The organism is Pseudoalteromonas sp. CO348, assembly GCF_004208845.1.
Lineage (GTDB): Bacteria > Pseudomonadota > Gammaproteobacteria > Enterobacterales > Alteromonadaceae > Pseudoalteromonas > Pseudoalteromonas maricaloris.
On sequence record NZ_SGPI01000033.1, the window covers coordinates 135,355 to 159,742 of the forward strand.

Here is a 24,388-nt window from a genome sequence, read left to right on the forward strand (position 1 = left end):
GTTATTTTTCGCCAGTGTATCACAGCAAATTTAGGAATTAACAACCATCTAAAAAGCTTTCTGGTGTTTCCTCTACAGCAACACCCTGAGACTTTGCAACCTGCCACAATTGCTCTCCTTGTGATTTAGGCACAAGCCAATTACAGGCAAAACTCGAATATAGATAAACTTCTTCATCTTCTACAGAAAGTAGCTCAACCCCAAATTGATCCTGCTTATTTGGATGGCGATAAACACAAAGCTTATTGTTGCTCGTCATTCTATACACTTTCGGCAGTGGTGAGCGCCAGTTATAAATGTGAATTTCACGATTCTCAAAGTTGAGGATTAATGTGTGTTCCAGATTAATGATTGCATAAACAATGACACCTGCAGTGAGCAGTAGCATCACTATTATTGCTGGTCTTGCCAAACTAGCATCCACAGTCAATGAATTGCCAGAAACGACATCCTCAACCGTTATCGCATAATAAGTACCCAATGCAAAAAATATAGTGCATGCCAAAATTTGCAAAGGTAGAAGCCTAAAGCTTTTTTTTAATGTAACGCACTGAATCATAATATCCTTTATTTTCTAATCACTGATAATCAACTCTATTGGTATAGCGCATATTAAGACGTTAAATTAGCAGCTAAAATAGCTTAGATGTAGGCCCAACAGCCCTCATTTTTCTTTTGCCATATGCCAAAGCAGCAAAGAAAGAAGTGGCGATACGGACTCATATTGGCAGATAGCCGGAGCGTTTTGTAAACGTAATTTTTGTCTGCATAGGATAAAACTCAGAAAATTTATTACTTAACAAATGATAAGAAATATTATCAGCTCACAATACTCACTTTTAGTAAGTATTGTGAGCGAACAGAACTACTAACTACTCATGCTTAAAGCCAATACGTATCACAGAAATAGCATATTCAATCCCCTCAACATCCATGCGTCCTTGCTGATTTCTATTCCCTGTACTCATTTCATCAAGGTAAATCGTTAAAGACTTGTCTGCTGCTGCAATGAGTTCACCATCATCAATCACCCCGTTGTAATTAACATCTTGCCAAACCTTAAGGTAATGATAATTATTATCAAACTTATCGAGTATTGCATCTTGGTTTGAATCTAATAGAGAAATAGTGTCTTGAGTCTCAGTAAATGGCTTGAATAATATCTCACTCGCACTATCTAACTGATTGTTTTGATTTGCATCAACGATCAATAATGCATCATCACTTCCCACTGTAATGGAGTTGGTGTTTGGATTAAGTGACCATTCTACTCCATCCTGTGCCAGATCAAGTGCGATAAAATGCCCTGACGTAGCTAAAGTATCTAGGCTTCTATAGCCTCGGCAAGGTGGCTCATCAGGTCTATGTACTACACTCATCATACCGCAAACTATATCTGTAACGGTTTCCGGTCTTCCGTCATTCGGATTTGACCAACTAGTTGGAATATTAAACTCTTGCTGTATAGCTTGATCCATAAATGACTCAAACTTACTACCAACGAAAAAGCTAGAAGCTGTACCAGCAAATGCAGAAAGCAACATACCTTGTGGACTGGTCCCCGCTAATATTGACACAGCTTTGGCTACTCCCATGCCTGTACTGATCCCTACAACAAATGTCATCGCCTCTGAAATAGCAAGCCGATTCTCGCCGTTAGCTAGATGGATAAAAGTCTGCAATGTTCCATTTGTAGCGACTATCAACATGTTAATTTTCGCTATTTTTTCACTTACTTTCTGATGTAGCCTTCTATTCGTTCTCACCTTCTTTCGATATTCTTCTAGAGCATTTAGTATTTCCTTTGCTGCCACCGCAAGATCATTTGCGGTTTCATTAAATTTGGCTTCTTGCTCTGCTGTAGTGTCTGAATTACCATTACTCCCGCTACCCGAAGATGCTCCACTGCTACTTGAACTGCCACCGCCAGAATCTCCCCAGCCCCCCGAGAAACATCGTGCCTGCCTCATACTACGTACATTAATTACGCATTCTCTCTCGTGCTTCCAGCCATTAACTTCAATACGTTCAACGTCATCACTTGCTTGTACTTTAGCTGATGCACTGATGACCCCCAGAGCAAATGTAATAGCGCCTGAAATAAGTGATACTTTCAAAACAACCCCTCAATTAAACAATTTTTTGCAATTATATTAAAATTACCCAAAACAGGTATGGCAAGAAATTATTAATTTCCCTTTTTCGGAAACGAATTAGGTTTTTAATACACAAAAAAGGCCGGGCATCACTGCGCGGCCTTTATATTATTGAGTGTAAATGAGAGTTTCTAAGCTTCTGCTTTCTCTAGTTGGTTATCGTCAGATTTAGGCTTACGTCTGATCTTCGCTTTTAAGCGTGAACCCGCACCCTGCACATCCGTTAGGATGATGTATAAGGCAGGCACTAACACCAACGTGATAAGCGTTGCGAATAGCACTGCAAAGCCAAGTGATACCGCCATCGGAATAACAAACCTTGCTTGTAGACTCGTTTCAAAGATGATTGGCATGACACCAGCAAACGTCGTGATAGAGGTTAGCGTGATTGCCCTAAAGCGTGCACAACCCGCTTCAATAACTGCCTCTTTAAGCTTAACGCCCTCGGCACGTGCTTGGTTGATATAGTCCGTCATTACCAATGAGTCGTTGATCACGACCCCTGCGGCGGCTACTAGTCCAAACATAGACATAGTACTCATATCTAAGCCAAACACTAAGTGACCCCATAGCGCGCCAACTAAGCTAAACGGAATAACCGACATCACGATAAGCGGTTGCGCATAGCTCTTAAGCGGCACAGCCAATAGGATATAAACCATCAACATACCAGCGGCAAAGAATAAGATCTGCTCACTGGTTTGTGCTTGACGCTCTTCCACACTACCACCTAGCTTAGTTTTTACGCCTGGGAACTGTTTTAGTAGCTCTGGTAAGATATTTTCTTCGATATTCTTAACCACGGCATCTGGCTCAATCAGCTCTTCATCGATGCTACCGTATACATATACCGTTCTAAAGCCATCTTCACGACGAATATAATTGATACCCGGCTTCTCGGTAAACTCTACGACATCGCCTAGCATCACTTCTTTGCCTTTTGGCGTTGTGATGATAGTACGCTTAAGTGAAGCCAAAGCTTTACGATCTAGTTCAGGATAACGCACCATCACTTTGATCTCTTCGCCATCACGAATAACACGCTGTGCTTCGCCACCGTAGAAACTATTACCAACCTGAATCGCAACATCAGCAAGTTGCAAGCCAAGCTCATAAGCCACTGGCTTAAGCGCGATCTGCATTTCTTTACTCGCAGGGTCAATACTCGAGCTGATATCAAATAACCCGGGTTGCTGCTGCAACATAGAAATAAGCTGTCTGCCCGCCGCATTGAGGGTCTCGATATCAGAACCTAGCAAGCGATAACCAAATTCACCCTCACCACCACTTTGATCGCCAACACTGTCATACACAATGATTGATTTCACAGCGGTGATCTCTGGCATTGCCTCGCGCCAACGACGTGCAAGTTCAAAAGCCGTAAATGGTCTTTGCTCTTCGTCAACTAACGTCGATAACACTGAGCCCTTAGTGCGGCTTTGGTTCCAAGAATATACATCCTTAATCATGCCTTGACCGAACTCTTGAGCAATCTCTTTATCGACATTGCGTACCATTAACTCAATAGACTGCATCGCTGTAATGGTCTGCTCGTCTGATACGTTGTCGTTCATGGTAATTTCGATCTTTGGATAGTCTTCTGGCACTTTCGGGAATGGAATAAAGCGCACTAAATTCGAAGTCACTAAGCTAAAGCTAAATACCAGCATCGCCACAAAAGTTAATAATACGGTCCAGCGCCAGTCAACACAGCGCTGAATAAAGCGTCTGTATGGTCCGTTTACAAATGCGAAGAACTTCTTGTTAAATGCAGCACGACGACTGTTTGGACGTAGTGGTTTAATCTTAGTGTGAGCAATGTGCGCTGGCAAAATCCATTTGGATTCAATCAAGCTGAATACCAAGCACAGAATAATAACGCCCGAGATTGACTTAAAGAATGCACTTTCAGGACCAGATGAGAACAACATAGGTGCAAACACAGCAATGGTTGTTAATACACCGAAGGTTGCTGGCGTTGCAACACGCTTAGCGCCAATTACCACATTCTTAACGCTGTGGCCTTTGCGTTCAATTTCGGAGTAGGCGGACTCCCCTATGACAATGGCGTCATCCACCACGATCCCAAGTACCATGATAAAGGCGAACAGCGATACAATATTAATACTGATCCCAAGTGCTGGCATAAATAGGAACGCACCGAGGAAGCACACCGGCAAACCAATCATTACCCATAGCGCTAATTTGAAGCGTAGGAAAATAGTCAGCATGATTGCGACGAGTAACGCCCCTTGGATCATATTGCTCTTCATCATCTCGAGTCGAGCGTTCAGGTAGTACGTCATATCAACAATTGGTTCTAATCTTAAGCCTGCAGGTAATTTAGCGTTTTTCTCTTCGATATATTTATGTACCGCTTTCGCGATTGGGATCATATTTTGGTCTTTGGTCGCTTTAACCGACAGGAATACCGCATTTTCACCATTCAAACGGAAGTAATATTCACCTTCAGTTAGGCCGTCTTTAATTTCTGCGATATCTTGAAGATAAATTTTGGCGCCGTTATCACCGACTTTAACAGGTATGTTTCTAAACTCATTACCGCGGTACATTTGGTTTTCAACACGCACTGCAATAATGCCAGATTCGGTTCTGATTTGACCTGCTGAAATGTTGGTCGAATAACGTCTAATTGCGCTACTTACATCACTAATCGTTAGGTTGTAACGACGCAGAGCATCTGGATCAACTTCAATGCCAATCTCGTAATCAGGGGTTGAACGGTCAACCAGTGAAATCGTTGGAATTTCGAGTAATTCATCCTCGATTTCTTTGGCAATTGGCTTGAGGGCATTCAACGGGAGATTACCAGCCAGCGCGATGTTTACCACGTCTTGACGAAATTCTATAAGCTGAACCTGCACAGGCTCCATGGATGCTGGGAAGGTCGCGATACTATTCACACGCGAGCGAATTTTATCTTCCACTTCCGTTAGGTCTTCATCTTTATAGATTTCAAGTTGCGCACTACCGCTGCCTCTAGCGGCACGGTAAACCCCTTTTTTGATTTCTGTAACGTCTTTTAATGCTTCTTCAATTTTGATCAAGATCCCCTCTTCAATTTCTTGAGGAGACGCGCCAGGATACACGGCTGACACCGTCACATAATTGATCTCAAAGTTTGGAAACATTTGCCTTTGGATAGTCATATAACTGATAAAACCCATTATCAGTATGAAGACCATCAACAAGTTTGCCGCTACCGTATTATTCGCAAAATAAGCGATAATACCGCGCTGCGATGCTTTTTCTATATCACTCATGGTCGCTCCTTGCTGTTACAGCTTTTCCGGCTGACTACTTGGCTTTGATGAGGAGTCCGTGCCAGCAACTTTAACTTCCATGCCTTTTTGTGGATATTCAGGTGGTGTCATGACCACTTTATCGCGACTTGTGATGCCATCGCCGATTAAGAAGAACTCACCCTCTTCGCGGATAACTTGCACTTTACGTGGCTCAAGCTGGTTATCTTGATTAAGTAACCAAACCGACTGATTATTCACGATATCTTGAGGTAGACGGTAGATTTGTTTTAACGTTTTACCCGCAAAGCTAACTTGTACATACGTGCCGTATTTTATCGCTGGCTGGCGCGTTGTGAGACCATACGGGTCGTTAATACGCACCACCAAGTTGTTCATACGCGTTTGTTGGTCAACAGTACCTAAATCTCTATCAATTACCGCTTCACGAGTGAAGGCATTCACACCACGCTGATAAACCGTAGCGGCAAGGCCTGACACTCGCTCAGGTAAAAACACAGAATCAAAACCCGCGATAGGAATAATCACTTCGGCAGTTTCGATGTTGTTGACCGTACCAACTGAGCTACCCATAGAAACGAACTGACCAAGACCAACGTCTTTTTTCACCACTAGTGCGTTATAAGGCGCGATAACTTCACAGTTTTCTAGGTCTCGCTTTGCACGCTGCAGTGCAGCTTTTGCCGATTTTACTGAGGCTTTGGCACTCATGACCTGCGGTTTACGTAAAAATAGGTCGGTATGCTTTTTATTTGGAAATCTTCTTGCTTCATCAGCAGCTACATCAGCTTGTGCTTGCTCTTCGATAAGCTGCGCCTCGGCTCTGGCAAGTTCTGCTTCTGCTTGTAGTAACGCGGCTTCGTAGTTATCTTGCTCAATACGCAGTAACACCTCGCCTTTTTGTACCACACCGCCTTCTACAAAGTTAGGGTGCCAGAATTCAACTTCGCCCGATACTTGAATAGAAAGTTGTGTACTTTCTAGCGGTTTTACTTCGCCATAGCTTTGGATCACAACTTGATGATCTTGCGCAGCGAGAGTTTCAACTTCAACAACAGGACGAGAATCGACTTCTTGCTTCTCAGGTTCACTCTTAGCAACGGCATTGACGAACATAAATCCGACAACACCGACTATAAGCACGGTAAAGGGTAGAATCCATTTTAAAGTTTTAGCTTGCATGACAGTACCTATTGATAATTTCCTGACCGTATAGTACCAAGTTTAGCGCGTTCTCGGATGTGACATTTGTAAGAATCTGTTACACCTTTAGAACAGCTTTTTATAACTATCGAAAAACAGCAGAAATTATAAAGTAATTTCAAACAATTAAGCACCAAAACCTTTGATTTACAAAGGTCTTTCTAAGTGCGATTTTTGTGAGTTATATAACAATTCTTTCGGCTTTTTGTCACATTTATCACCCTAGATCTGCTTAGTGACATGATGAAGCTCAAGCACTAGAGCGATACAGCCTACCAATACGATAGCGAACAACAGATAGATCCCAAGCAGCGGACTCAAGATGCCAAACATACTCGCCACAACTAAAGACAAGAAAACAGCAATAACCACCGCGACTAACACGAGAGAAGGCCGGCTCCAACACTGCTCAATAAGAACATCGCGTACCTTAGCACCGACTAAACGCTTAATATTAAAGACTGGCGCATTTAATATGGCGGCGAAAGCGCCGCTCAATAACACAACTAGCATTAGATTTAGCCTATACCTCACTCGCCTCAATAGCTTATGCCATAATGTCATGCTTATCCCTTCACTAATTCAGATGGGTTGATTAATGCGTTGAGTGGCCTGCGCAGTATTTGCTGTAGTGAAAAGTACAAACACGAACTCGACACCAACACTATCCCCACAGCCGCAATCGAAAACTCTGCCACGTTAAATGTTTGCTGAAAGTATGGCGACAATAATAAACACCCTGTCAGGGAGATCATTAACGCAATACCTATGTGCTTAAAGTGGGTAGTAAGATCCTCTCGAGTGAGATCGCTGTGTTTGGCACCCAGCACCATTTTCGTGCCGTAATAAGAAACCTTAAGTGATTGGCTATAACGAAAGACACCAAACAGGCCAATAATCACGAGCAATAACGCCAACGCAAAGATAAATAGTGCTCCATAGGTAACCAAGGTATCGGTCAACAGGTATTGCTCACGCTGCGCAGTAAGTGATTTAAAACTAAAGATTTTCAATGCTGGATGAACTTGTGTAAGCAGCGCTGAAAAATGGGGTTTAGTAACTGGCTGCTGAGTCTTAATTAACGCCGTATTACTTCCTTGTACAGCTCGATAAACATGGGGCAGTGCGGGTTCGCCTGGCACGGCTAAATCAGCAACGACACCAATAATTTCAAATGCCGCATCTTCGTCGGTAATGTTAAAGCTCAAGCGCTTGCCTAGCGCCTTTTCCTCTCCACCTAGTTGCTCTGCAAAGGTTTTATTGATAATTAACTGCTGCTCACCGCGGCGCACCGCTTCACTATCGAAAAACTGACCTTGTAGTAACGGCAAAGAAAAAAACTCAAGATAACCACTATCCACAACTCGGCCAACCGGATGCAAGCGTTCAAGCGTCTCGACTTCTTGCAATGACCAAGTGCCAACGCCTTGTCCGATCGGTGAACGGCTTCGACTCACCGCGATTACTTCTGCGGTATTCGCAAGGACTTCACTGGCTTGACGCATTACCTCTGTGTATTCATCTCTTGGCATAGTATCAGGGGCATAAAACGTCACTTCGTATTTATTCTTGAGATCTACCGCATAAGCATTTTTGAGATGAGATAAGGCAGCAACGCCGACATTGAAGCAGAAGAAGAGCAAGATAATAGAAATACTTAACTGACTCACCGCCATGAACCGTTGCACTCGCGCACTCACAACAACGGCATTCCCCTTACCGCTTTGTTTTAGCATGTGCGTTAAGTGACGAAAGCGTATTGCTGACATTCCAGCTAACAACAATAACCAGCTCGTCAATAAAGCAACCAATCCCAGTGCAAGTATACTTTGCCAGGTTAACGCTATCAGCTGCGCTTGCGGCAACAGCCCCACTAGTTCTTTTTGTAGCCACTGGCAGATAACATAAGACGCGCCAATTGCAACCACGAGTGATACTAAGCAAAGTGCTAGCAGCGGTAACCACTGCATCAGCGCAATATCTCTTATTTTTGCTCCCACCACCGCTTGAATTGCCAGCGTGCGCTGGATCTGACTGAGTCTTGCAAGGTATAAGTTACTGATATTTAATAGCGCGATACCAAGTAAACCAAGCGATACCACAAACATTCCAAATAACAATAAGGGAGACTTACCGAGCATAATTGATTTCAACGACACCGCGCGAATGCCAATATACCACTTCGCAAAATACTCACTGTCGCTCACTTTGCTGCGCCAAAGTGTGTTCATTTCGTTCGATAGCAAGAGGCTGACTTGTTCATGCTCCACCCCTGTAGCCAGCTTACCCACCATCAAGTTAAGCGCATATCGGTTCCACCAGTAAGGTTTAGCTTCCTCTGAAGTTAGGTTGTATTGCCAAGGTAGCCATACCGCAGTGTTGTGTGTCAGCTTTTTTAAGTTAGGTTCATAAAACTGCTCTGCAGCAACTCCGACAATCGTAAACTCTCGCCCATCCAGTCGCAGCGTTTTATTTAAGATATTAGGATCGCCATTGAAGTGGTTTTGCCAAGCTTGAAAGCTCAGCACAGCCACAGGGCTGCTCTCATCGACAGGTTCGGTAATAACCCGCCCCATCGCAAGCGGCATATCAAAAATACTAAACCACTCGGGCGAGACATAAGCCGATTCAACTTGAGGCGCACCAGCATCTGAGGTAAGCAATTGCTCCGCATAATGCACCATCGCCAGTTGCTCCATTGCGGCAGGTTTATGCTCGTATAAATGCATCAATGATGGGTAGTTAAAGGCTTCGCTGCTCTCGTTGCCATTTTCATCAAACATCGGGTATTCAAGTTTAACAATACGTTCTGAACCCGGGTATGGTAGAGGTGAGAAATACAGGCTATGTAACATCCCCATTGCGACCAGCATCACAACGAATACGCAACTCAGCGTAGTCACCACACTAACATGGTAAATATTTGCACGGCCTAAGTTGAACACTTGCATGGTGCCCTCTCTATGCTCGTTGACTAACAGGTTGAGCAGAAGCGACAGTGCCTAACAGCTCACCATCAAACAATTTCACCTGCCTTGGAGCCATATCGGCATAACGTGGATCGTGCGTCACCATACAAACTGTGGTGCCTTGTTGATGCAACTCAGCGATTAATTGCATCACCTGATCGCCACTTTTCGAATCTAAGTTACCCGTCGGTTCGTCCACCAGTAGAATGCTTGGTTCGGTCACCAAAGCACGAGCAATCGCGACACGCTGCTGCTGCCCGCCTGATAGCTGATTTGGCTTGTGTTGAACGCGATGCGACAATCCAACCTTTTGTAAACAATACTCGACTCGTAGCTTTACTTCAGCCTTACTCAACTTCTCAGGACGATACTTTAGGGGTAAAGCGACGTTATCGAATACCGAAATTTCATCAATGAGATTAAAAGCCTGAAAGACAAACCCAATATGCTCATTGCGAAGCTCAGCGGCCTGATCAAGCGTCAGGGTTGTTACATCATGAGCGCCAATCGTATAACTGCCACTTGTTGCTTGGTCAATTAAACCAATGATGGATAACAAAGTAGATTTACCACAACCAGAGGGGCCAGAGATCGAAATAAAATCGCCTTTTGCTATTTCCAGTGAAATATTTCTCAGTGCGTGTGTTTGCAGCTCTTCGGTTTCGAACACTTTATTGATATTTTTAAGCACTATCATTTTGATATTCCTACTTTAATAAGATTGTCTCATCTAGACTGGCAAGATAGGCTAGATCAGAAATGATTAATCGTCTCCCGGCTTCAACGCCAGAATCTATAACAATATATTTCCCAGTTGAAGCACCAAAAGTGATTTCTATCGGCTTTGCGGTGTCATCATTATTCAGGGCAAATAAGGTCTTCGTTTGATTATCTTTGGCATTGGCAGGGCGCTGAACATAGGTGGCATTGGCAAGATGCTTAATGGCGATGCTGGCAGAGATACTCAGCTGCGAGCGTGCCTGCTTTGGTAATGTATTTGGTAAACTCACCTCTACTTCCACGCTATTGTTTGTCACCACTGGGTCAACTCGGATCACTTCGCCTTTTACTTTGTTGGCTTGCATGTTCACCATAACGTCTTGCCCAGTTTCAACCCAGCGCACTTGGGATTGTGGCACAGACAATACCGCCACCAACGACTGGTTAGAGCCAATCAATGCTAGCTCGTCACCAACATTGACTCGTTGTCCAAGCGCCAGAGGCATGCGCTCAATGATCCCTGAAGTGCTGGCTTTAATCTCCAGTTGTTGTTGTTTTTCCAGCAAGTTATTGAGTTCTTGCTCACGAATGTTAATTTCTTCGTTGGCAAGTGTAAGCGCCGAACCATGCAGTGCTTGAAGCTGTTTAGCTTGCTGTTCTAGCATGGTAATTTCATGTTGTAAGGTACTCAAACTGGTTTCAGTTTGGGCAAAGTTCAGCGCGGAAATAATACCTTGTTGTGCAAGGCCTTGCTCCGCGCGGTGACGCAATACTAAGGTTTTTAGCGCGCCTTGTTTTTGCATCAGCTGTGTTTGTTCGTTTGACAGCTCCCGTTGTTGAGTCAGTAACAGCTGCTCTTTTATTGTCCACGACTGACGCAAAGCTTGTGTGGCTTGTTGAACCTGCAACACGAGATCAGGGCTCACAAGCTCGGCTATCACTTCACCTTTGTGCACTATTGCGCCCGCTTTATGGTGGATAGTTTTAACGATAGCCGCGCTTTGCGCGTTTAATAAAAACTGCTCAGCACTACGTAATTCCCCAAAGCTATCTACTGATAAGGTAAACGGACCTTGTTTCACTTCCGCCACCAGTATTTCAGCGCGCATCACACTAGAATGAGGCGCCCATTGTTGCCACAGCAAATAAACAACTATCGCCGCCATTAAACAGGCAACAACGATATAGTGTGTGGTCTTTTTTGGCTTCGCTGGCTTGACTAGATCCATTTCCCCTCCTAACTGACTAAGCGCTAAGAGCGAGATTTATGCCAAAATTTAATAACTTTAAATTTCAATAATTTAAAATCACTATAACTGCGAAAGTCAGCGGATATTCCGAAATCGAAAGTTGTACTCCGGAATCGAAAATACATTTTATGTAATTAAAATTTTGTCGTTTATCTTTTGTTACATTCATTTTACCTTGAGTTTCTGACAGGCTCTGATGTTTTGGGTACACTCGAGTTTTTACTATTTCGAGTCAAAATAATGAAGAAAACGGCATTAAGCATTGCCCTCGCGCTCACCTTCGCAAGCGCCCCAAGCTTTGCTAAGAAAGACAAAACAGAAGAAGAAAAAACCATCGCTTCACTTATCGAAAATAAAACCAGTATCGATGGCCTGTTCCCGCTTTATCAAGATAAAGAAAGTGGTGAGTATTTAATGCAACTCAATGAGTCGCAACTCGACACGCCATTTTTATATTTCGCACATACAGTTGATGGCGTTACCGATGCCGGCCATTTTCGAGGTAACTACCGCGAAACTAAACTAATTGAGTTTAGAAAGCACTTTGATCGCATTGATATTATCAGCAAAACACCGCGTTTTATTTTTGATGAAAACTCAGCCATCGCCAACGCGAGCGATGCCAACATAAGTGAAGCCGTACTCGCCAGTATCGAAATTGAAAAAGCCGAAGACGGTAAAATTTTATTCAAAGCGGATAAGCTCTTTTTAAGTGAGTCACTGCATAAAGTGTCTCCTTGGAAACGTGCGGATGACAAAAAGGCAAGCAAACGTTTTGCCCTTGGTAAGCTGGATGACAAAAAATCTCGCATCGTTAAGCACCGCCCATACAGCAACAACTTAGATATCGTTGTTGATTATGTCTTTAGTAACCCAGACCCGAAAGTTGCCGGCTCTAATGCAGTGACTGACTCACGTTTTGTTTCGCTAAAAGTACAACACAGCTTTGTCGCTCTGCCAGACAATAGCTACCAACCTCGCTACGATGACGCACGTATCGGTTATTTCACTAATCAGTTCGACGTGCAAACTTCACCAGATTGGACGCCATATAAAGACGTTATCAAGCGTTGGAACTTAGTGAAAAAGGACCCGAGTGCAGCGCTTTCTGAACCCGTTGAACCAATCGTGTGGTGGATTGAAAATACCACGCCAGTCGAATGGCGTGACACGGTGCGTGACGGTGTACTAGGTTGGAATAGTGCGTTTGAGAAAATCGGCTTTAAAAATGCTATTGTGGTGAAAGTACAGCCTGACGACGCCACTTGGGATGCGGGCGATATCAACTACAATGTCCTACGCTGGACTTCATCACCTCGCCCACCGTTTGGCGGCTATGGCCCAGCAACTGCCAACCCGCTTACTGGCCAAATTCTTGGTTCCGACATCATGCTAGAGTATGTATTTATGCGTAACCGCTGGATATATGACTCACTCTATTCTCAAGGGCAGATGAACCATGGTGCTGAGGCATCAAGCGATACACTACACTGTTCGCTTGGACATGAAATGCAAGGCCAATTGATGACGGCAAGCCTTGCAACAGGTGCTGACATCGAACGCAAAGAAATGCTACGACAGGGCTTAGTACAGTTGGTTCTTCACGAAGTAGGACACACCTTAGGCCTCAACCACAACATGAAGTCTTCGATTTTGTGGGGGCCTAAAGAAGTACACGACAAGTCAAAAACACAAGGTATCGTAACCGGCTCTGTGATGGACTACGCAGCAGCTAACATCGCCCCTCCAGGCGTTAAACAAGGTGATATCTTCCAAACCAAACCAGGTCCATACGATGACTGGGCGATAGAATTTGGCTACAGCACGGCACTTAACGATGACACCCAAGAGCAACAGCGCCTTGAAAAGATCTTATCTCGTTCTGGTGAACATGGCTTAGCGTTTGGCAACGATGCCGACGACATGCGTGCGCCGGGCCGTCATATTGATCCTCGCGTGATGATTGGCGACTTATCGTCAGATCCAGTGACATACGGCGTTGACCGCATGACTCTGGTCAACCATTTATTCACCGAACTAAAAGACAAAGCGCGTGTTGAAGGTCAGTCTAACCAACAGTTATTAACCTCTGCGAATATGCTGTTTGGTCAATACCGTGCTCAAGCAACTGTGATTTCACGCCAAATTGGCGGTGTATACGTTGAGCGCAGCGTAGTAGGCACAGAAGGTGAAACGAAACCATTTACACCAGTACCACTTGCGCGCCAAAAAGCGGCAATGACCGCGCTTAAGGAAATGGTTTTCGCACCGACCGTGCTTGAAAATATGCAGCCTCTTTATAACTACATGCAAGCACAGCGCCGTGGCTTTAACCACTATGGAAAGAACGAAGACCCTAAAGTCCATAAGATGGTACTTGGTATGCAAAAGTCGGTACTAGACCAAGTACTACACGCGAATGTATTACAGCGTATCAGCGACTCTGCGTACTATGGTAACGAATACAGCCTAAACGAGGTTATGAACGACCTGACTGCCGCTATTTTCGTTGCTGATAAGAATGCAACGACACTAAGCCAAAACCTGCAAATAGAGTACGTTTCTCGCTTGATTAATGTCGCAGGCTTGAGTAAAGCGAGCAAATACGACAATTTGGCAAAAGCCGCTGCACTATTCCAGCTGCAGAGTATTTTGGATAAGAGCACAGCTTGGGGTGCCGATCAGGCAACTAAGGCACATAAAGCGTATATCGACCGTATGATCACAAAAGCGCTAGAAGCGTAACTCAAAAGCTTTTGTATTACGCGAGTGAAATGAGCGAAAACGTTAAGGGCTAGCAATTTGCTAGCCCTTGTTTTGTCTGGTTATGTCACTAAGCTAAAGCAGGTTTAGAGCGATAGTACTGAATACAACCTAATTGTGCGGCATTAGTCAGTAAAATCATCACAAACATCAACACGTGAGCGACACTCACATGACCAAGACTTAGCTCTGCAGCCAATCCAATTCCTCCCGCTAAAAACTGCAGTGAGAAATACCTAGCGCTTAAGTTAGAGACATCACCGCTTTTAATCGTTTTATAGGTTTGTGGCATAACGCGAATTGAACTCATCACTAGCCCTAAGTAAGTTAACGCATTTAGCAACGCAGCAGCTTCGATGTCCTTTGCCAATAAAAGCCCAAATGGCAAGGTCGACAAAGCAAGCAAGAGTGCTAATTGATTACGCTGTTTCGAGCTTGCGTTGTACCGAATAAAATAATATAAAATAAGTGCACTTAAAGAACCTGTAACAACAAAAGGCAGCACCATAAAAAAACGTTCAAAGAAAACGTTGTAGGCAATAAAGTAAGAGCTTTGTGCAACACCAAAACTCATCATTAACAGTGATACACCTGACACACTGCGATTTTTACGGATCTTCCTAATCAAAGGAACAAAGCTTAAAACCAAAACGAAGGAAGAAACGATCGGTAAATATTCGCTCAATGCCAACTCCAAATGTCTAAATTGTTGCAAAGTTAAAGTGCTGTAAAACCTTTAAAAACACATTGTAAATTTATGATTTTTAAGGTTTTATTTTTTGAAGGCGCGCATTTTAAGAGCTAACTTTTAAAATACAACTGGACACCTAACATCCAACTTTGAATAGGTGGCAAGGCTGGAATACAGGTGTATATAAATAAATACAAGGAATTACGATGAAGTGGCTATTCATTATACTTACTAGCATTGGCTTGAGCGGATGCAATTCCACTCACACCACTACAACTGACATGAAACAGAAGGTAGACGTAACTTCTCTATTCAACCACTCTCTTTTTACGCTGAAACCAGTGCAAACTGAAGCTGAAATTTTCGCTTTACCTGAATCCGAACAGCAAGCTGCAATCTCCTTTTTTGGCAAATATGCAGATGCCAACATGAGAGATGACCAAGTATTAGGAAGATTCCTAGACGCAAAATTGGATAACTTTTCTTACGATGGAGAAACGCTTACCGCGACTGAAGCAACGCTCAACAGAGCTGGCAATTGCATTTCTCTTGCCGTATTAACACAAGCGTACGCCAATGTATTAGGGATCAAAACAAGTTATGCTAAAGTTGACAGCTATCCAATGTTTCGGAAGCACCAAAAGTTTATCATCACCTCAAGCCATTTTAAAACCAAGTTATTCGCAAATAGGGCGACAGAAGGTGGTGAGAATGAACAACAGACTTTGATTAAAGGTACTGTCGTTGACTACTTCCCAGATCAAGATAGTGTATTTTCTGGAAACGCACATTATGAAGATTTAGTCGCAAAGTTTTATACTAACTTAGCCGTTTCTGCTCTGCTGGAAGCTGATTATGACCTAAGTTACTCTTTATTGTCTGCCGCGCTCAAATACGCTCCAAGAGATGCTGAAGCTATCAATACTGCCGCGCTGTTACACAAGCATGTTGGTGATATAAATAGTGCGAAGCAAATCTATGATTATGCCTTCAACAATCATCTCACCAGCACCAACTTGTTATTGAATTACCTTAACTATATTCCCAAAGATCAAACCGTGCTCAAGAATATGATTCAGACGGAGCTTGAAAAAAGCCCTACCTCCCCTTTCGATACCCTCTCGTTAGCTTCGAGCTACATTGAACAACAACGCTATAAAAAAGCCAAAAAACTTATCGAGCCTTTATTGTTGAATTATCATTACTTGCCGGAAGTTTATGTCGAGCTCGGGAAAATTGCTTATTTAGAGCAAAGATACCAAGCCGCATCTGAATACTTTGAGCAAGCAGTCAATAAGTCCAGAGAGCAGTATAAAAAAGACCTATACACCGCCAAGCAAAATATGTTGAACCATTTATTGGTTCGTAATGAGGATATAAAATAAAGAATGACATAAGTTAAGTAAAACTTATGTTAAAATAATATAAATAAAACTTTACAAACCACATTATTGTTTCTATTTTGGTGTGTGGATGTTCAAAAAACATACCACTAATTGGTCGTGCTCTACAGTGCACCCAAGGCTTGGTATTGAACGACGCCCAACTTTTTAATTTCAAGTTGGATAACCACACACTCAAAAGGAATAACAATGAAACGACACATTCTTGTCACAGCATTAGGTTTAGCATCTGGTATCGCGATGGCACAAGCGCCATTAACTGAAGCTCAGATGATGGAATATACCAGCAAAGCTAGCAAAGCAATGATTGGTAAAAAGTACGATCTCAACCTTCCACTTATTACTCAAAGCAGTGCTACAAGCACTTCAACGTCTACACAAACTATTGTGCAAACAGTTTCACACCCAGATGCAAGCTACATCAAACTACACTTTAAAAACCTCACTCTTGCAAACGGCGGTAAACTCGTTGTTCGCTCGGAGGATAGTGGCGAGCGCTATGAATACACCCAAGCAAACCTCCGCGCAGCAACTGTTGATCCAAGCCTGGGCGATGACGGCGTTAAACAGTTTTCTGCTATGTCAGTCTCTGCTGATAAAGTCATCATTGAATATACTCCAGGCCAAGGTAATGCAGGCAAAACACCCGAAGTCGATTTTTACTATCATGGTACTGAAGGACAAGCAACTGTTGAGGGCTTGACCGATGTGACGCCTATGTCAACTTGTGGCTCAATGGAACGTAAAGACGTGCAGTGCTGGGCGCAATCGCATCCGGTAGAATTCGAGCGCTCGCGTCCAGTCGCCAGACTGCTTATGAACGGTAGTGGTTTATGTACGGGTTGGCGTGTTGGTGCAGATAACCGCATGTTTACCAATAATCACTGTGTGGGATCAGCATCGGAGCTGGCGAATACTGAGGTATGGTTTAACTATCAAAGCACGAGCTGTAACGGCAGTCAGCGCGAGACTGTGGTTAAAGTCACAGGTAAAGACTTCCTTAAAACAGATTACACGCTAGATTATACGCTGTTTACCATCAATGATTTCGCGAAGGCCCAGCCGTTTGGTTACTTTGGCTTAGATGTGCGAAATCCATCGCAGGGCGAGCGTATTTACATACCTCAACATGGTTCAGGTAACCCTAAAGAGCTGTCGATTGAGTCTGATCAAGACACCAATGGACTATGCTCTGTTAACCAAGCAACGGCGAATGGCCGAGGTACTGGTACAGATATAGGTTATTACTGCGACACTATTGGTGGCTCATCAGGTTCACCAGTACTTGCAGCCTCGACCAATAATGTTGTTGCGCTACACCACTTAGGTGGCTGTACCAATAAAGGTGCTAAAATTAGCTTAATTTGGCCTCAGGTTTCTACTCACTTTGGTGGCCAAATCCCTGTTGGTGATAACGGCACTACCGATCCATTGCCTGTTGCGTTATTTACTTACAGCTGTAATGACCTAAGCTGCAGCTTCGATGGCTCAGGCTCTAGTTCACCAAATGGTTCTATTACACAGCATAGTTGGCAGTTTGGTGACGGCGCATCCGCTTCAGGCGCACAAACTTCACATAGCTTCACAAACTCTGGCAGCTATACCGTAGAGCTCACCGTGACAGATAGTAATGGCGACACCGCGTCAACAACACAGCAAGTTGCCGTGACACTGCCAGGTGAAGAGCAAAAGCTTATCAAGGGAGTTGCAAAAACGGGGCTTTCTGGAGCGAGAAGCAGTGAGATATTCTTCTATTATGATGCACCTGCAGGCGCGAATACAGTGACATTTAACACTAGCGGTGGCACTGGTGATGCTGACATGTACGTACTAAAAGGAGCAGAGCCCACCACCAGTAATTGGACTTGTCGTCCTTATCGCTCCGGTAATACTGAGTCTTGCAGCCTAAATGAAGGGGCTGGGCGTTATTGGGTGATGATCCGCGGATATAATGCTTACTCAGGTTTGCAAATCGTAGCAGATCACAACTAGCCTAAACTTCGAATAAACAAACTGAATGATTTGCGGGGGCTCGCCCCCGCTTATTTGATAGCAATCTTCAGCGATTATCTACAACTCATACCAAACACTAAACCAAACGCGGTTTTCATTGGTCATATTATGCCCCTCAATGCGACCCACTCCGGCACTAAACTGTAGATCGGTTAATCCTGCAGGAGCAAAATCAGCGGCTTTATCTAATATCACTCGAGACAAAGGTAAGCGCATCTTAATACCGTAATTTTGCCCAATCACTTCTCCATCTAGCTGATGCTGCTTATAAAATAACTTAGGTTTGCCCTGCTGCCATGACGTTGCAAATTCATAGCCTAAATAGCGGCTTCCCGTTGCAAATAGATGCGGCAACATAGGTTCGCTGACAGCGTGTAAACTGTTACTAATACTAGTGCTGGTAAGTGCTCCACCACCCACCGATAGAGGCAATTCGCTGCTGTAGCGGCTATCGACCGATGCATAGAATGGAATTTGCCATGCTTTAGCGAACAAGCTCAGCTGATAATCAAAACCATCTAATTCACCTAGCCACTGAGCTGCAGAGACTTGCAGTGCTACACCATGCTGCTGTGTATCCCACATTGCACGACCGTTAAAGCCGTAGCGCCCGCCGCTCCATGCTTTTTCACCATGTTGCACACGAATAACCCCCAATTCAGGAGCGAGGTAATTCAATGCTTCACCAAAACGATAGCTAGATGACAAGGCAAATTGCTTAAAGCTGCTTTCATTCGAGGTATTTGCTTGTGGCGAGCGAGACTGCTTATCCGCTTCTAGCTCTTGATATCCAGCATCAAACGTCGTTTTCCAGTTTTCATGACGATATTCAAGTTGGGCAAATGCGCCCATCAACGCACCATTATTGATGCTTTTCTCGGCGCCAAGCTGCCAAGCTAGTTGGCGCAGCACATCCTGCCCTTTTAATGCCACACCCAAACTATCAAAAGAGGCGCTATTTAATGCGCCTGATAAGGCGACAGAATAAGACTGTTCGAACACCGAATAATCAGAACTGGGCAGCGCGGTTTGATCTATCTTAGCCGCAGGTAATTGATGGGGATGCAGCTCTTTTAGCTCAGCCTCATCCACTTGCTCCAACACGCTCACGGTGCGCCAAGCCGGAGCAACTATTTTGTTAACCTTGACCCCTTCAGGGGTCGCATAGCTCACCAGTAACTGCTGTGAATGGGTAATAATTTGCTCAAGTGGTTTAGCACTTGCAGGTAAGGTCTCAAGTATTTTACTCGCCACGTCATAACGCATCACCGCTAAATGGCCTGCGACTCCAGAAATAAAGTACAGCTTGTCATCATCATGAGACCAAGTTAACCCCGAAAGGTATTGATGTGACTTGGGTAAGTAGACGATTTCGGTTGTATCATGGCTAAGATCTTTAACAACAAGTTGCCAGCGTTTGTTAGGAGTAACATGCACATAGGCTAATGTCGTCTTTTTATTAGAGAGCACAGGAAAGTCATGGACATCCCCAAGCTTGCTTGTGGTGATCGGCGCTTGCTTGCCTGAGTCCAACTCTATGGTCACTAGCTGTGAGTAACCCAAACGAGACACCTCTGCAATAATGGTATTAGCATCAACAATACTAAAGCGACGAATACCCGCGCCTTCGGTTAGTTGCTTCGGCTTTCCAGTACCAACTTTCCAGACAAACAAATCATTGATAAAGGTATCGTCTGCAGCTGGCGTTTTTGCAACGAAGTAAATATGGCTGTCATTCAGCCATTGGGGGTAATAGATACCAGCAAAATTGTGAGCATCAAGCTGCGCAAGTCGCTTTTTTGGAAAGACTTCGGGTGCGATATCCACAATATCTTTAGGATCGGCATTTAGTATTGCTTCATTGCGCTTATTAAATTGCTCAATGGCTTCTACATTTTCTTTGTTTTCGTAGATATTGAGTGTGACTTGGCGTTTACGATTTTGCTCTACCACCAAAAACTGACTGCCATCTGGAGAGAATGCAATATCTCGAGCAGCATATGCGAACCGCTGCCAAAGCTCACTCTGTGTCGGAACCAAGGCCAGCTCCTGCTGCATGGCCTGATAGCTATATTCAACAATAAAGCGACGATATAACTGGCTGGCTGGCGCTCCAAAAGCACCACTAAATGCGGTTTCAAAACTGCGAGATTCCACCGCCTGCACTCTTGTCCACACGGCATCTAACGTCTGTGCGCCATAATTATCCTCAAGCCATGCTAGAAAACGTACGCCTACTAAGTATGCCATGGAGTTGGAAAGGTAAGACTTGTCGCCATTATCTAAAGCGCTATAGGTCGGTAATGCGCCTTGCTGCGCGTAATAGCGCACAATGCTCTCACTGTAATTATCGTATAAACGTCCTCGTCCCGTTAATCTAGACTCCAGCAAGGTCGCATAGCCTTCGCTGACCCAACGCGGTAATACCGCATCGAGCAAGTCGGTAATATCGTGCCAATCTCTGAGATGTTGTCGCCATTGATTACGGCTAGGCTGTGATAGGTGAACGAGATGAATATATTCGTGCAAAATGAGCAACTGCTGCCAACTGGTGTTATTTGCGATGACGGAATCAGCTTGAGGCGGCGTTGCTTGCAGTGCCATCATTGGTTTATCTGTGCTGGGTAATGCAAAGCCATTGGCCGTATTTTCTGGATCGTAAATAATCACATCAGCACGTTCACTCAAGGCTCTACCTTGTTGTGCCAGCACTTTATCTCGCACTACCTCCAGCTCATTTGCTGCAGAATACGCCCATTGCTGAAGCGCCTGAGGATAATGCACATTAAAGTTTTCGGTTTTGATGGTTTGCCACTTAGCCTGTAAACCAAAGCTCGTAAAAGCAACAAAAATTATCAGTAGCGCCCGCATTACCTTTCCTAAATAAATCCAGTTGCGCTAGCTTAACAAGAGATGTAAAGAAAAAGTGTGCTTTTTAGTAACAATTTCTTGCGCACGTTACACCTTAAAACGTCTATTTTGAGGCAAGCAACATGTTAGCTGCTCTAAATGCGCGTAATTTTTCAGTGTTTTTGTGGCTGTGCAAGGGTGATAAACAAGCTAAGTACCGCAAGAGATACCGCAAACACAAAAAATACCACGGTTGAACTCAACCCCGCCTGCCACTTTGCCGCGGCGATTAAACCCGCGCTCAATAACACCGCCAGTTTTGCCTTGGTATGTGCATGTGGTTTGAATGATTTGGAGTAGCTATACGCCATAAAGATAAAGCCGCTGGCCAACAGATAAGTGACTAACATGGTAGCTCCTTGCCAAGGTTTTGAAGGAACTTTAATTATATGCTAATGATAATTATTATCAACAAGGTAAAGTGATTTTTATCAATCCTCCCGGTTCTGTGTTGTGACAACTCAGTTGTCCATCGTGTAACTCTATAATGGTGCGGCTAAAGGCTAAACCTATTCCCTGCCCACCTTCTTTGGTGGAATAGAAAGGAATAAGCATGTTATCTAGGTTGGCAAAGCCTGGGCCATTGTCTTGCACATCAATCACCGCTTGTTGCTGCTGATAATAAGCATGTAGCGTCAACTTGGCATTTTCACCACTGGCCTCAATGGCATTTTTAACTAAGTTAATCAGCACTTGCTCAATTAAGGCTTTATCAAGATTGAGCGTATTCACAGTGCAATTTACTTGGATGTCGGTATCCTCAAATAACGCAGCAACAGAAGACAGTAACAGCATGATAGAGACTGACTCCCGATCTAGCCTTGGAGTTTGCGTAACTTTGGCGTATTGGCTCACAAATTGTTGTAAATGCTGGCAACGCTGACCAATAACACTTAGCGCATGTTGCTCTTTTTCGTCCTTTGCTCTTGCTAATAAGGTTTGCGCTAGGGAGCTTACGGGCGTCAAACTGTTGTGGATCTCATGACTTATTACTCGGATTAAGTGTTGCCAAGCAGCCAGCTCCTTTTTACGTAATGCCTTAGTAATATCGAGTGCGACAAGTAAAGAAAACTGCTTACCCTCTTGAAAGAATTCACTACTTTGTAGTTGCCACCGAGATTGCTGCGCTGTATCTGCAAAATGCCAGTGATTATCTTGTTGCACCAGCCCAAACTGAGCCGCGCTTATTCCCTTACACTCTAACCAAGGGCGATGATAAAGCGACTCAAATGCACCATTGGCATAGGCAAGTTTGAGTTTTTCGTCAAACATCATAATTGGCGTATTAAGGCTGTCTATTAGCTGATAAATGATAAACTGCTGACTATGATAGCGGCGCTTTTGACTGTGCAGCTGTGCACTTAAGGCCAGCAAGCGCTGTTCAAATTCGGCTACCACGCCCGCTGTGTAATGTGGCTTAATGGTTTGCGTAAAATCACTTTGTGCAATCGCTTCTAGCTGCCAATTAGCACGCATGGCAATACGCTTAAGGTGAGACAGCAGTATTTTTTGTAACCCACCCAATAACCCCAATACACTCACCGATACGGCAGCCACCCACATTACCCCAAGCTGTAATTGCAGAAGCAGTAAAGTCAGTAAAACCGTACAGCTAATGGTTAACAGCGTACAGTAAGCCCCAAACCGCCACTCGGCACTAGCCAGATGTTTTAAGGCCATATTTTTCCAAACGCCGATAAAGAGAAGAAGCCGTGAGTCCAAGTATTTTAGCGGCTTCTGCGACATTGCCTTGAGCGCGTTGCATCGCTTGCTCCACCATTTCTTGCTCCACTTGTTGCAAAGTCTTGCTTGGCATATCACTGATCACTTTAGGTGCGGCGGTAAAGCGTAGTTGGCAATCACTGAGCTCAATCTGCAAGCCCTCCGCCATTAACACGGCACGCTCCATGACGTGACTTAACTCACGCACATTGCCGGGCCAAGCGTGTTCAATCAACGCAGCTTTAACCGCAGGGCTAAGTTCACGAATTGGCTCACCATACTGCGCACAGAATTTAGCGACAAAATACTCAGCCAACGGCACGATATCGCCAAACCGCTCGGCGAGCCTCGGCACTTCAATCACAATCGTGTTGATGCGATATAACAAGTCTTCTCGGAACTCACCGGCTTTCACTAAGTCGTCAAGATTGGTATTGGTTGCGCAAATAAGTCGACAATCCGCTTGTTGCGTCTGACTGCTACCCACAACTTCATAACTGCCATTTTCCAGCACCCGCAGTAGTTTTGCTTGTAGAGGAAGTGGAATAGTCGCAACTTCATCCAAAAATAATGTGCCCTGCTTTGCCATTGCAAAACGACCAACACGATGCTGCTTTGCATCTGTAAACGCCCCTTTGCTGTGACCAAACATCTCACTTTCGAACAAGGACTCTGGCACCGCGCCCATATTCACTTCAACCCAAGGTCCTGCTGAACGATTAGATTGTTGGTGTAACCACTGAGCTAAATGACTTTTCCCCGCGCCACTTGGCCCAGTAAGCAGCACCCGAGCGTCGGTTTTTGCTACTTTAGCAAGCTGTTTATATAAAGATTGCATCGCCTGAGAGCGCCATTGAAACGCGCCGCGCTCGCTGTGTTTTGCTACGATATTCGCTTGCTTTAATGATATTTTGAGTTGTTGCTGCACGGCTTGCAGTAGCTGCTGATTGTCCCACGGCTTTTCGATAAAGTCGCTCGCACCAAGCTGCATTGCAGACACCGCTAACGCGACATTTCCCCAACCGGTAATACAGATCACAGGCACATTAAGATTGGAGTCACGTAGCCAGCGCAAAAAGTCCAGCCCTTCATTGCCTGAAGTGGTATCTCGGGAGAAGTTCATATCGAGCAAGGCTAATGACACTTGCTTAGCGGTGAGCAGTGGCTTGGCAAGCTCTAAGGTTGCCGCCTCAATTACATTGAAACCTTGATCTTCTAAAAAGAATACGGCACTGAGGCGTACTTCAGCGTTATCATCGATAACCAGTATTGTGGGCTTTTCCATAGGGAGAATTTTTATTGTT

General features: G+C 44.3%; 16 protein-coding genes. 3 read left to right on the plus strand and 13 right to left on the minus strand.

Annotated elements, in window-relative coordinates; all coding sequences use genetic code 11:
- Positions 1 to 37 precede the first annotated feature (37 nt).
- The 8 genes from EXT48_RS17250 to EXT48_RS17285 form a co-directional block, all read right to left on the minus strand.
- Entirely contained in the window at positions 38 to 559 is a 522-nt protein-coding gene (locus tag EXT48_RS17250; protein ID WP_010606911.1) for a hypothetical protein, read from the minus strand.
- Between the two features lie 313 nt (positions 560 to 872).
- On the minus strand, positions 873 to 2,117 hold the full coding sequence (locus EXT48_RS17255; RefSeq protein WP_130165143.1) for a hypothetical protein: 1,245 nt from the start codon (positions 2,115 to 2,117) through the stop codon (positions 873 to 875).
- Positions 2,118 to 2,287: 170 nt separating this feature from the next.
- Positions 2,288 to 5,440 (minus strand): efflux RND transporter permease subunit, encoded by a 3,153-nt coding sequence (locus EXT48_RS17260; protein WP_130165144.1) that lies wholly within the window; start codon positions 5,438 to 5,440, stop codon positions 2,288 to 2,290.
- A gap of 15 nt (positions 5,441 to 5,455) precedes the next feature.
- Positions 5,456 to 6,622: an efflux RND transporter periplasmic adaptor subunit gene (locus tag EXT48_RS17265; RefSeq protein ID WP_130165145.1), complete on the minus strand. Its 1,167-nt coding sequence runs from the start codon at positions 6,620 to 6,622 to the stop codon at positions 5,456 to 5,458.
- A 243-nt stretch (positions 6,623 to 6,865) separates the two neighbouring features.
- Positions 6,866 to 7,207, minus strand: coding sequence for a hypothetical protein (locus EXT48_RS17270; RefSeq protein ID WP_130165146.1), 342 nt, complete (start codon positions 7,205 to 7,207; stop codon positions 6,866 to 6,868).
- A gap of 2 nt (positions 7,208 to 7,209) precedes the next feature.
- Positions 7,210 to 9,594 carry an ABC transporter permease gene (locus EXT48_RS17275; protein WP_130165147.1) on the minus strand — a complete coding sequence of 795 codons (2,385 nt, stop codon included), beginning with the start codon at positions 9,592 to 9,594 and terminating at the stop codon, positions 7,210 to 7,212.
- Positions 9,595 to 9,604: 10 nt separating this feature from the next.
- Positions 9,605 to 10,309: an ABC transporter ATP-binding protein gene (locus tag EXT48_RS17280; RefSeq protein WP_130165148.1), complete on the minus strand. Its 705-nt coding sequence runs from the start codon at positions 10,307 to 10,309 to the stop codon at positions 9,605 to 9,607.
- A gap of 10 nt (positions 10,310 to 10,319) precedes the next feature.
- Positions 10,320 to 11,561 carry an efflux RND transporter periplasmic adaptor subunit gene (locus EXT48_RS17285; RefSeq protein WP_130165149.1) on the minus strand — a complete coding sequence of 414 codons (1,242 nt, stop codon included), beginning with the start codon at positions 11,559 to 11,561 and terminating at the stop codon, positions 10,320 to 10,322.
- 261 nt (positions 11,562 to 11,822) lie between these two features.
- On the opposite strand from EXT48_RS17285, the gene EXT48_RS17290 reads away from it, so the two are divergent.
- On the plus strand, positions 11,823 to 14,327 hold the full coding sequence (locus tag EXT48_RS17290) for a zinc-dependent metalloprotease (RefSeq protein WP_130165150.1): 2,505 nt from the start codon (positions 11,823 to 11,825) through the stop codon (positions 14,325 to 14,327).
- Between the two features lie 88 nt (positions 14,328 to 14,415).
- Here EXT48_RS17290 and EXT48_RS17295 read toward each other — a convergent pair whose 3' ends face one another.
- On the minus strand, positions 14,416 to 15,030 hold the full coding sequence (locus EXT48_RS17295) for a PQ-loop repeat-containing protein (protein ID WP_045987867.1): 615 nt from the start codon (positions 15,028 to 15,030) through the stop codon (positions 14,416 to 14,418).
- 287 nt (positions 15,031 to 15,317) lie between these two features.
- Here EXT48_RS17295 and EXT48_RS17300 point away from each other — a divergent pair, with 287 nt between their 5' ends.
- A complete protein-coding gene (locus tag EXT48_RS17300; protein WP_240703395.1) occupies positions 15,318 to 16,421 on the plus strand; it encodes a hypothetical protein in 1,104 nt (367 codons plus the stop codon).
- Between the two features lie 207 nt (positions 16,422 to 16,628).
- A complete protein-coding gene (locus tag EXT48_RS17305) occupies positions 16,629 to 18,431 on the plus strand; it encodes a PKD domain-containing protein (RefSeq protein ID WP_130165152.1) in 1,803 nt (600 codons plus the stop codon).
- A 78-nt stretch (positions 18,432 to 18,509) separates the two neighbouring features.
- Here EXT48_RS17305 and EXT48_RS17310 read toward each other — a convergent pair whose 3' ends face one another.
- The 4 genes from EXT48_RS17310 to EXT48_RS17325 form a co-directional block, all read right to left on the minus strand.
- Positions 18,510 to 21,323, minus strand: a complete 2,814-nt coding sequence (locus EXT48_RS17310; protein WP_130165153.1) for a hypothetical protein — start codon at positions 21,321 to 21,323, stop codon at positions 18,510 to 18,512.
- 152 nt (positions 21,324 to 21,475) lie between these two features.
- Positions 21,476 to 21,712, minus strand: a complete 237-nt coding sequence (locus tag EXT48_RS17315; protein ID WP_039493327.1) for a hypothetical protein — start codon at positions 21,710 to 21,712, stop codon at positions 21,476 to 21,478.
- Positions 21,713 to 21,770: 58 nt separating this feature from the next.
- Positions 21,771 to 23,042, minus strand: a complete 1,272-nt coding sequence (locus tag EXT48_RS17320) for a PAS domain-containing sensor histidine kinase (RefSeq protein ID WP_130165154.1) — start codon at positions 23,040 to 23,042, stop codon at positions 21,771 to 21,773.
- The gene (locus EXT48_RS17325; RefSeq protein WP_130165155.1) at positions 23,020 to 24,369 is read right to left on the minus strand and encodes a sigma-54 dependent transcriptional regulator; all 1,350 of its coding nucleotides are present in this window, start codon (positions 24,367 to 24,369) and stop codon (positions 23,020 to 23,022) included. Before EXT48_RS17325 ends, EXT48_RS17320 begins: the two co-directional genes overlap by 23 nt.
- Positions 24,370 to 24,388 lie beyond the last annotated feature (19 nt).

Excerpts from the sequence above, each read along its gene's own strand:
- EXT48_RS17285 (WP_130165149.1), bottom strand. The coding sequence starts at position 11,561 with ATGGATCTAGTCAAGCCAGCGAAGCCAAAAAAGACCACACACTATATC.
- EXT48_RS17315 (WP_039493327.1), bottom strand. The coding sequence starts at position 21,712 with ATGTTAGTCACTTATCTGTTGGCCAGCGGCTTTATCTTTATGGCGTAT.
- EXT48_RS17290 (WP_130165150.1), top strand. The coding sequence starts at position 11,823 with ATGAAGAAAACGGCATTAAGCATTGCCCTCGCGCTCACCTTCGCAAGC.
- EXT48_RS17325 (WP_130165155.1), bottom strand. The coding sequence starts at position 24,369 with ATGGAAAAGCCCACAATACTGGTTATCGATGATAACGCTGAAGTACGC.
- EXT48_RS17300 (WP_240703395.1), top strand. The coding sequence starts at position 15,318 with ATGAAACAGAAGGTAGACGTAACTTCTCTATTCAACCACTCTCTTTTT.
- EXT48_RS17270 (WP_130165146.1), bottom strand. The coding sequence starts at position 7,207 with ATGACATTATGGCATAAGCTATTGAGGCGAGTGAGGTATAGGCTAAAT.
- EXT48_RS17310 (WP_130165153.1), bottom strand. The coding sequence starts at position 21,323 with ATGCGGGCGCTACTGATAATTTTTGTTGCTTTTACGAGCTTTGGTTTA.
- EXT48_RS17320 (WP_130165154.1), bottom strand. The coding sequence starts at position 23,042 with ATGGCCTTAAAACATCTGGCTAGTGCCGAGTGGCGGTTTGGGGCTTAC.
- EXT48_RS17280 (WP_130165148.1), bottom strand. The coding sequence starts at position 10,309 with ATGATAGTGCTTAAAAATATCAATAAAGTGTTCGAAACCGAAGAGCTG.
- EXT48_RS17250 (WP_010606911.1), bottom strand. The coding sequence starts at position 559 with ATGATTCAGTGCGTTACATTAAAAAAAAGCTTTAGGCTTCTACCTTTG.
- EXT48_RS17260 (WP_130165144.1), bottom strand. The coding sequence starts at position 5,440 with ATGAGTGATATAGAAAAAGCATCGCAGCGCGGTATTATCGCTTATTTT.
- EXT48_RS17305 (WP_130165152.1), top strand. The coding sequence starts at position 16,629 with ATGAAACGACACATTCTTGTCACAGCATTAGGTTTAGCATCTGGTATC.
- EXT48_RS17275 (WP_130165147.1), bottom strand. The coding sequence starts at position 9,594 with ATGCAAGTGTTCAACTTAGGCCGTGCAAATATTTACCATGTTAGTGTG.
- EXT48_RS17265 (WP_130165145.1), bottom strand. The coding sequence starts at position 6,622 with ATGCAAGCTAAAACTTTAAAATGGATTCTACCCTTTACCGTGCTTATA.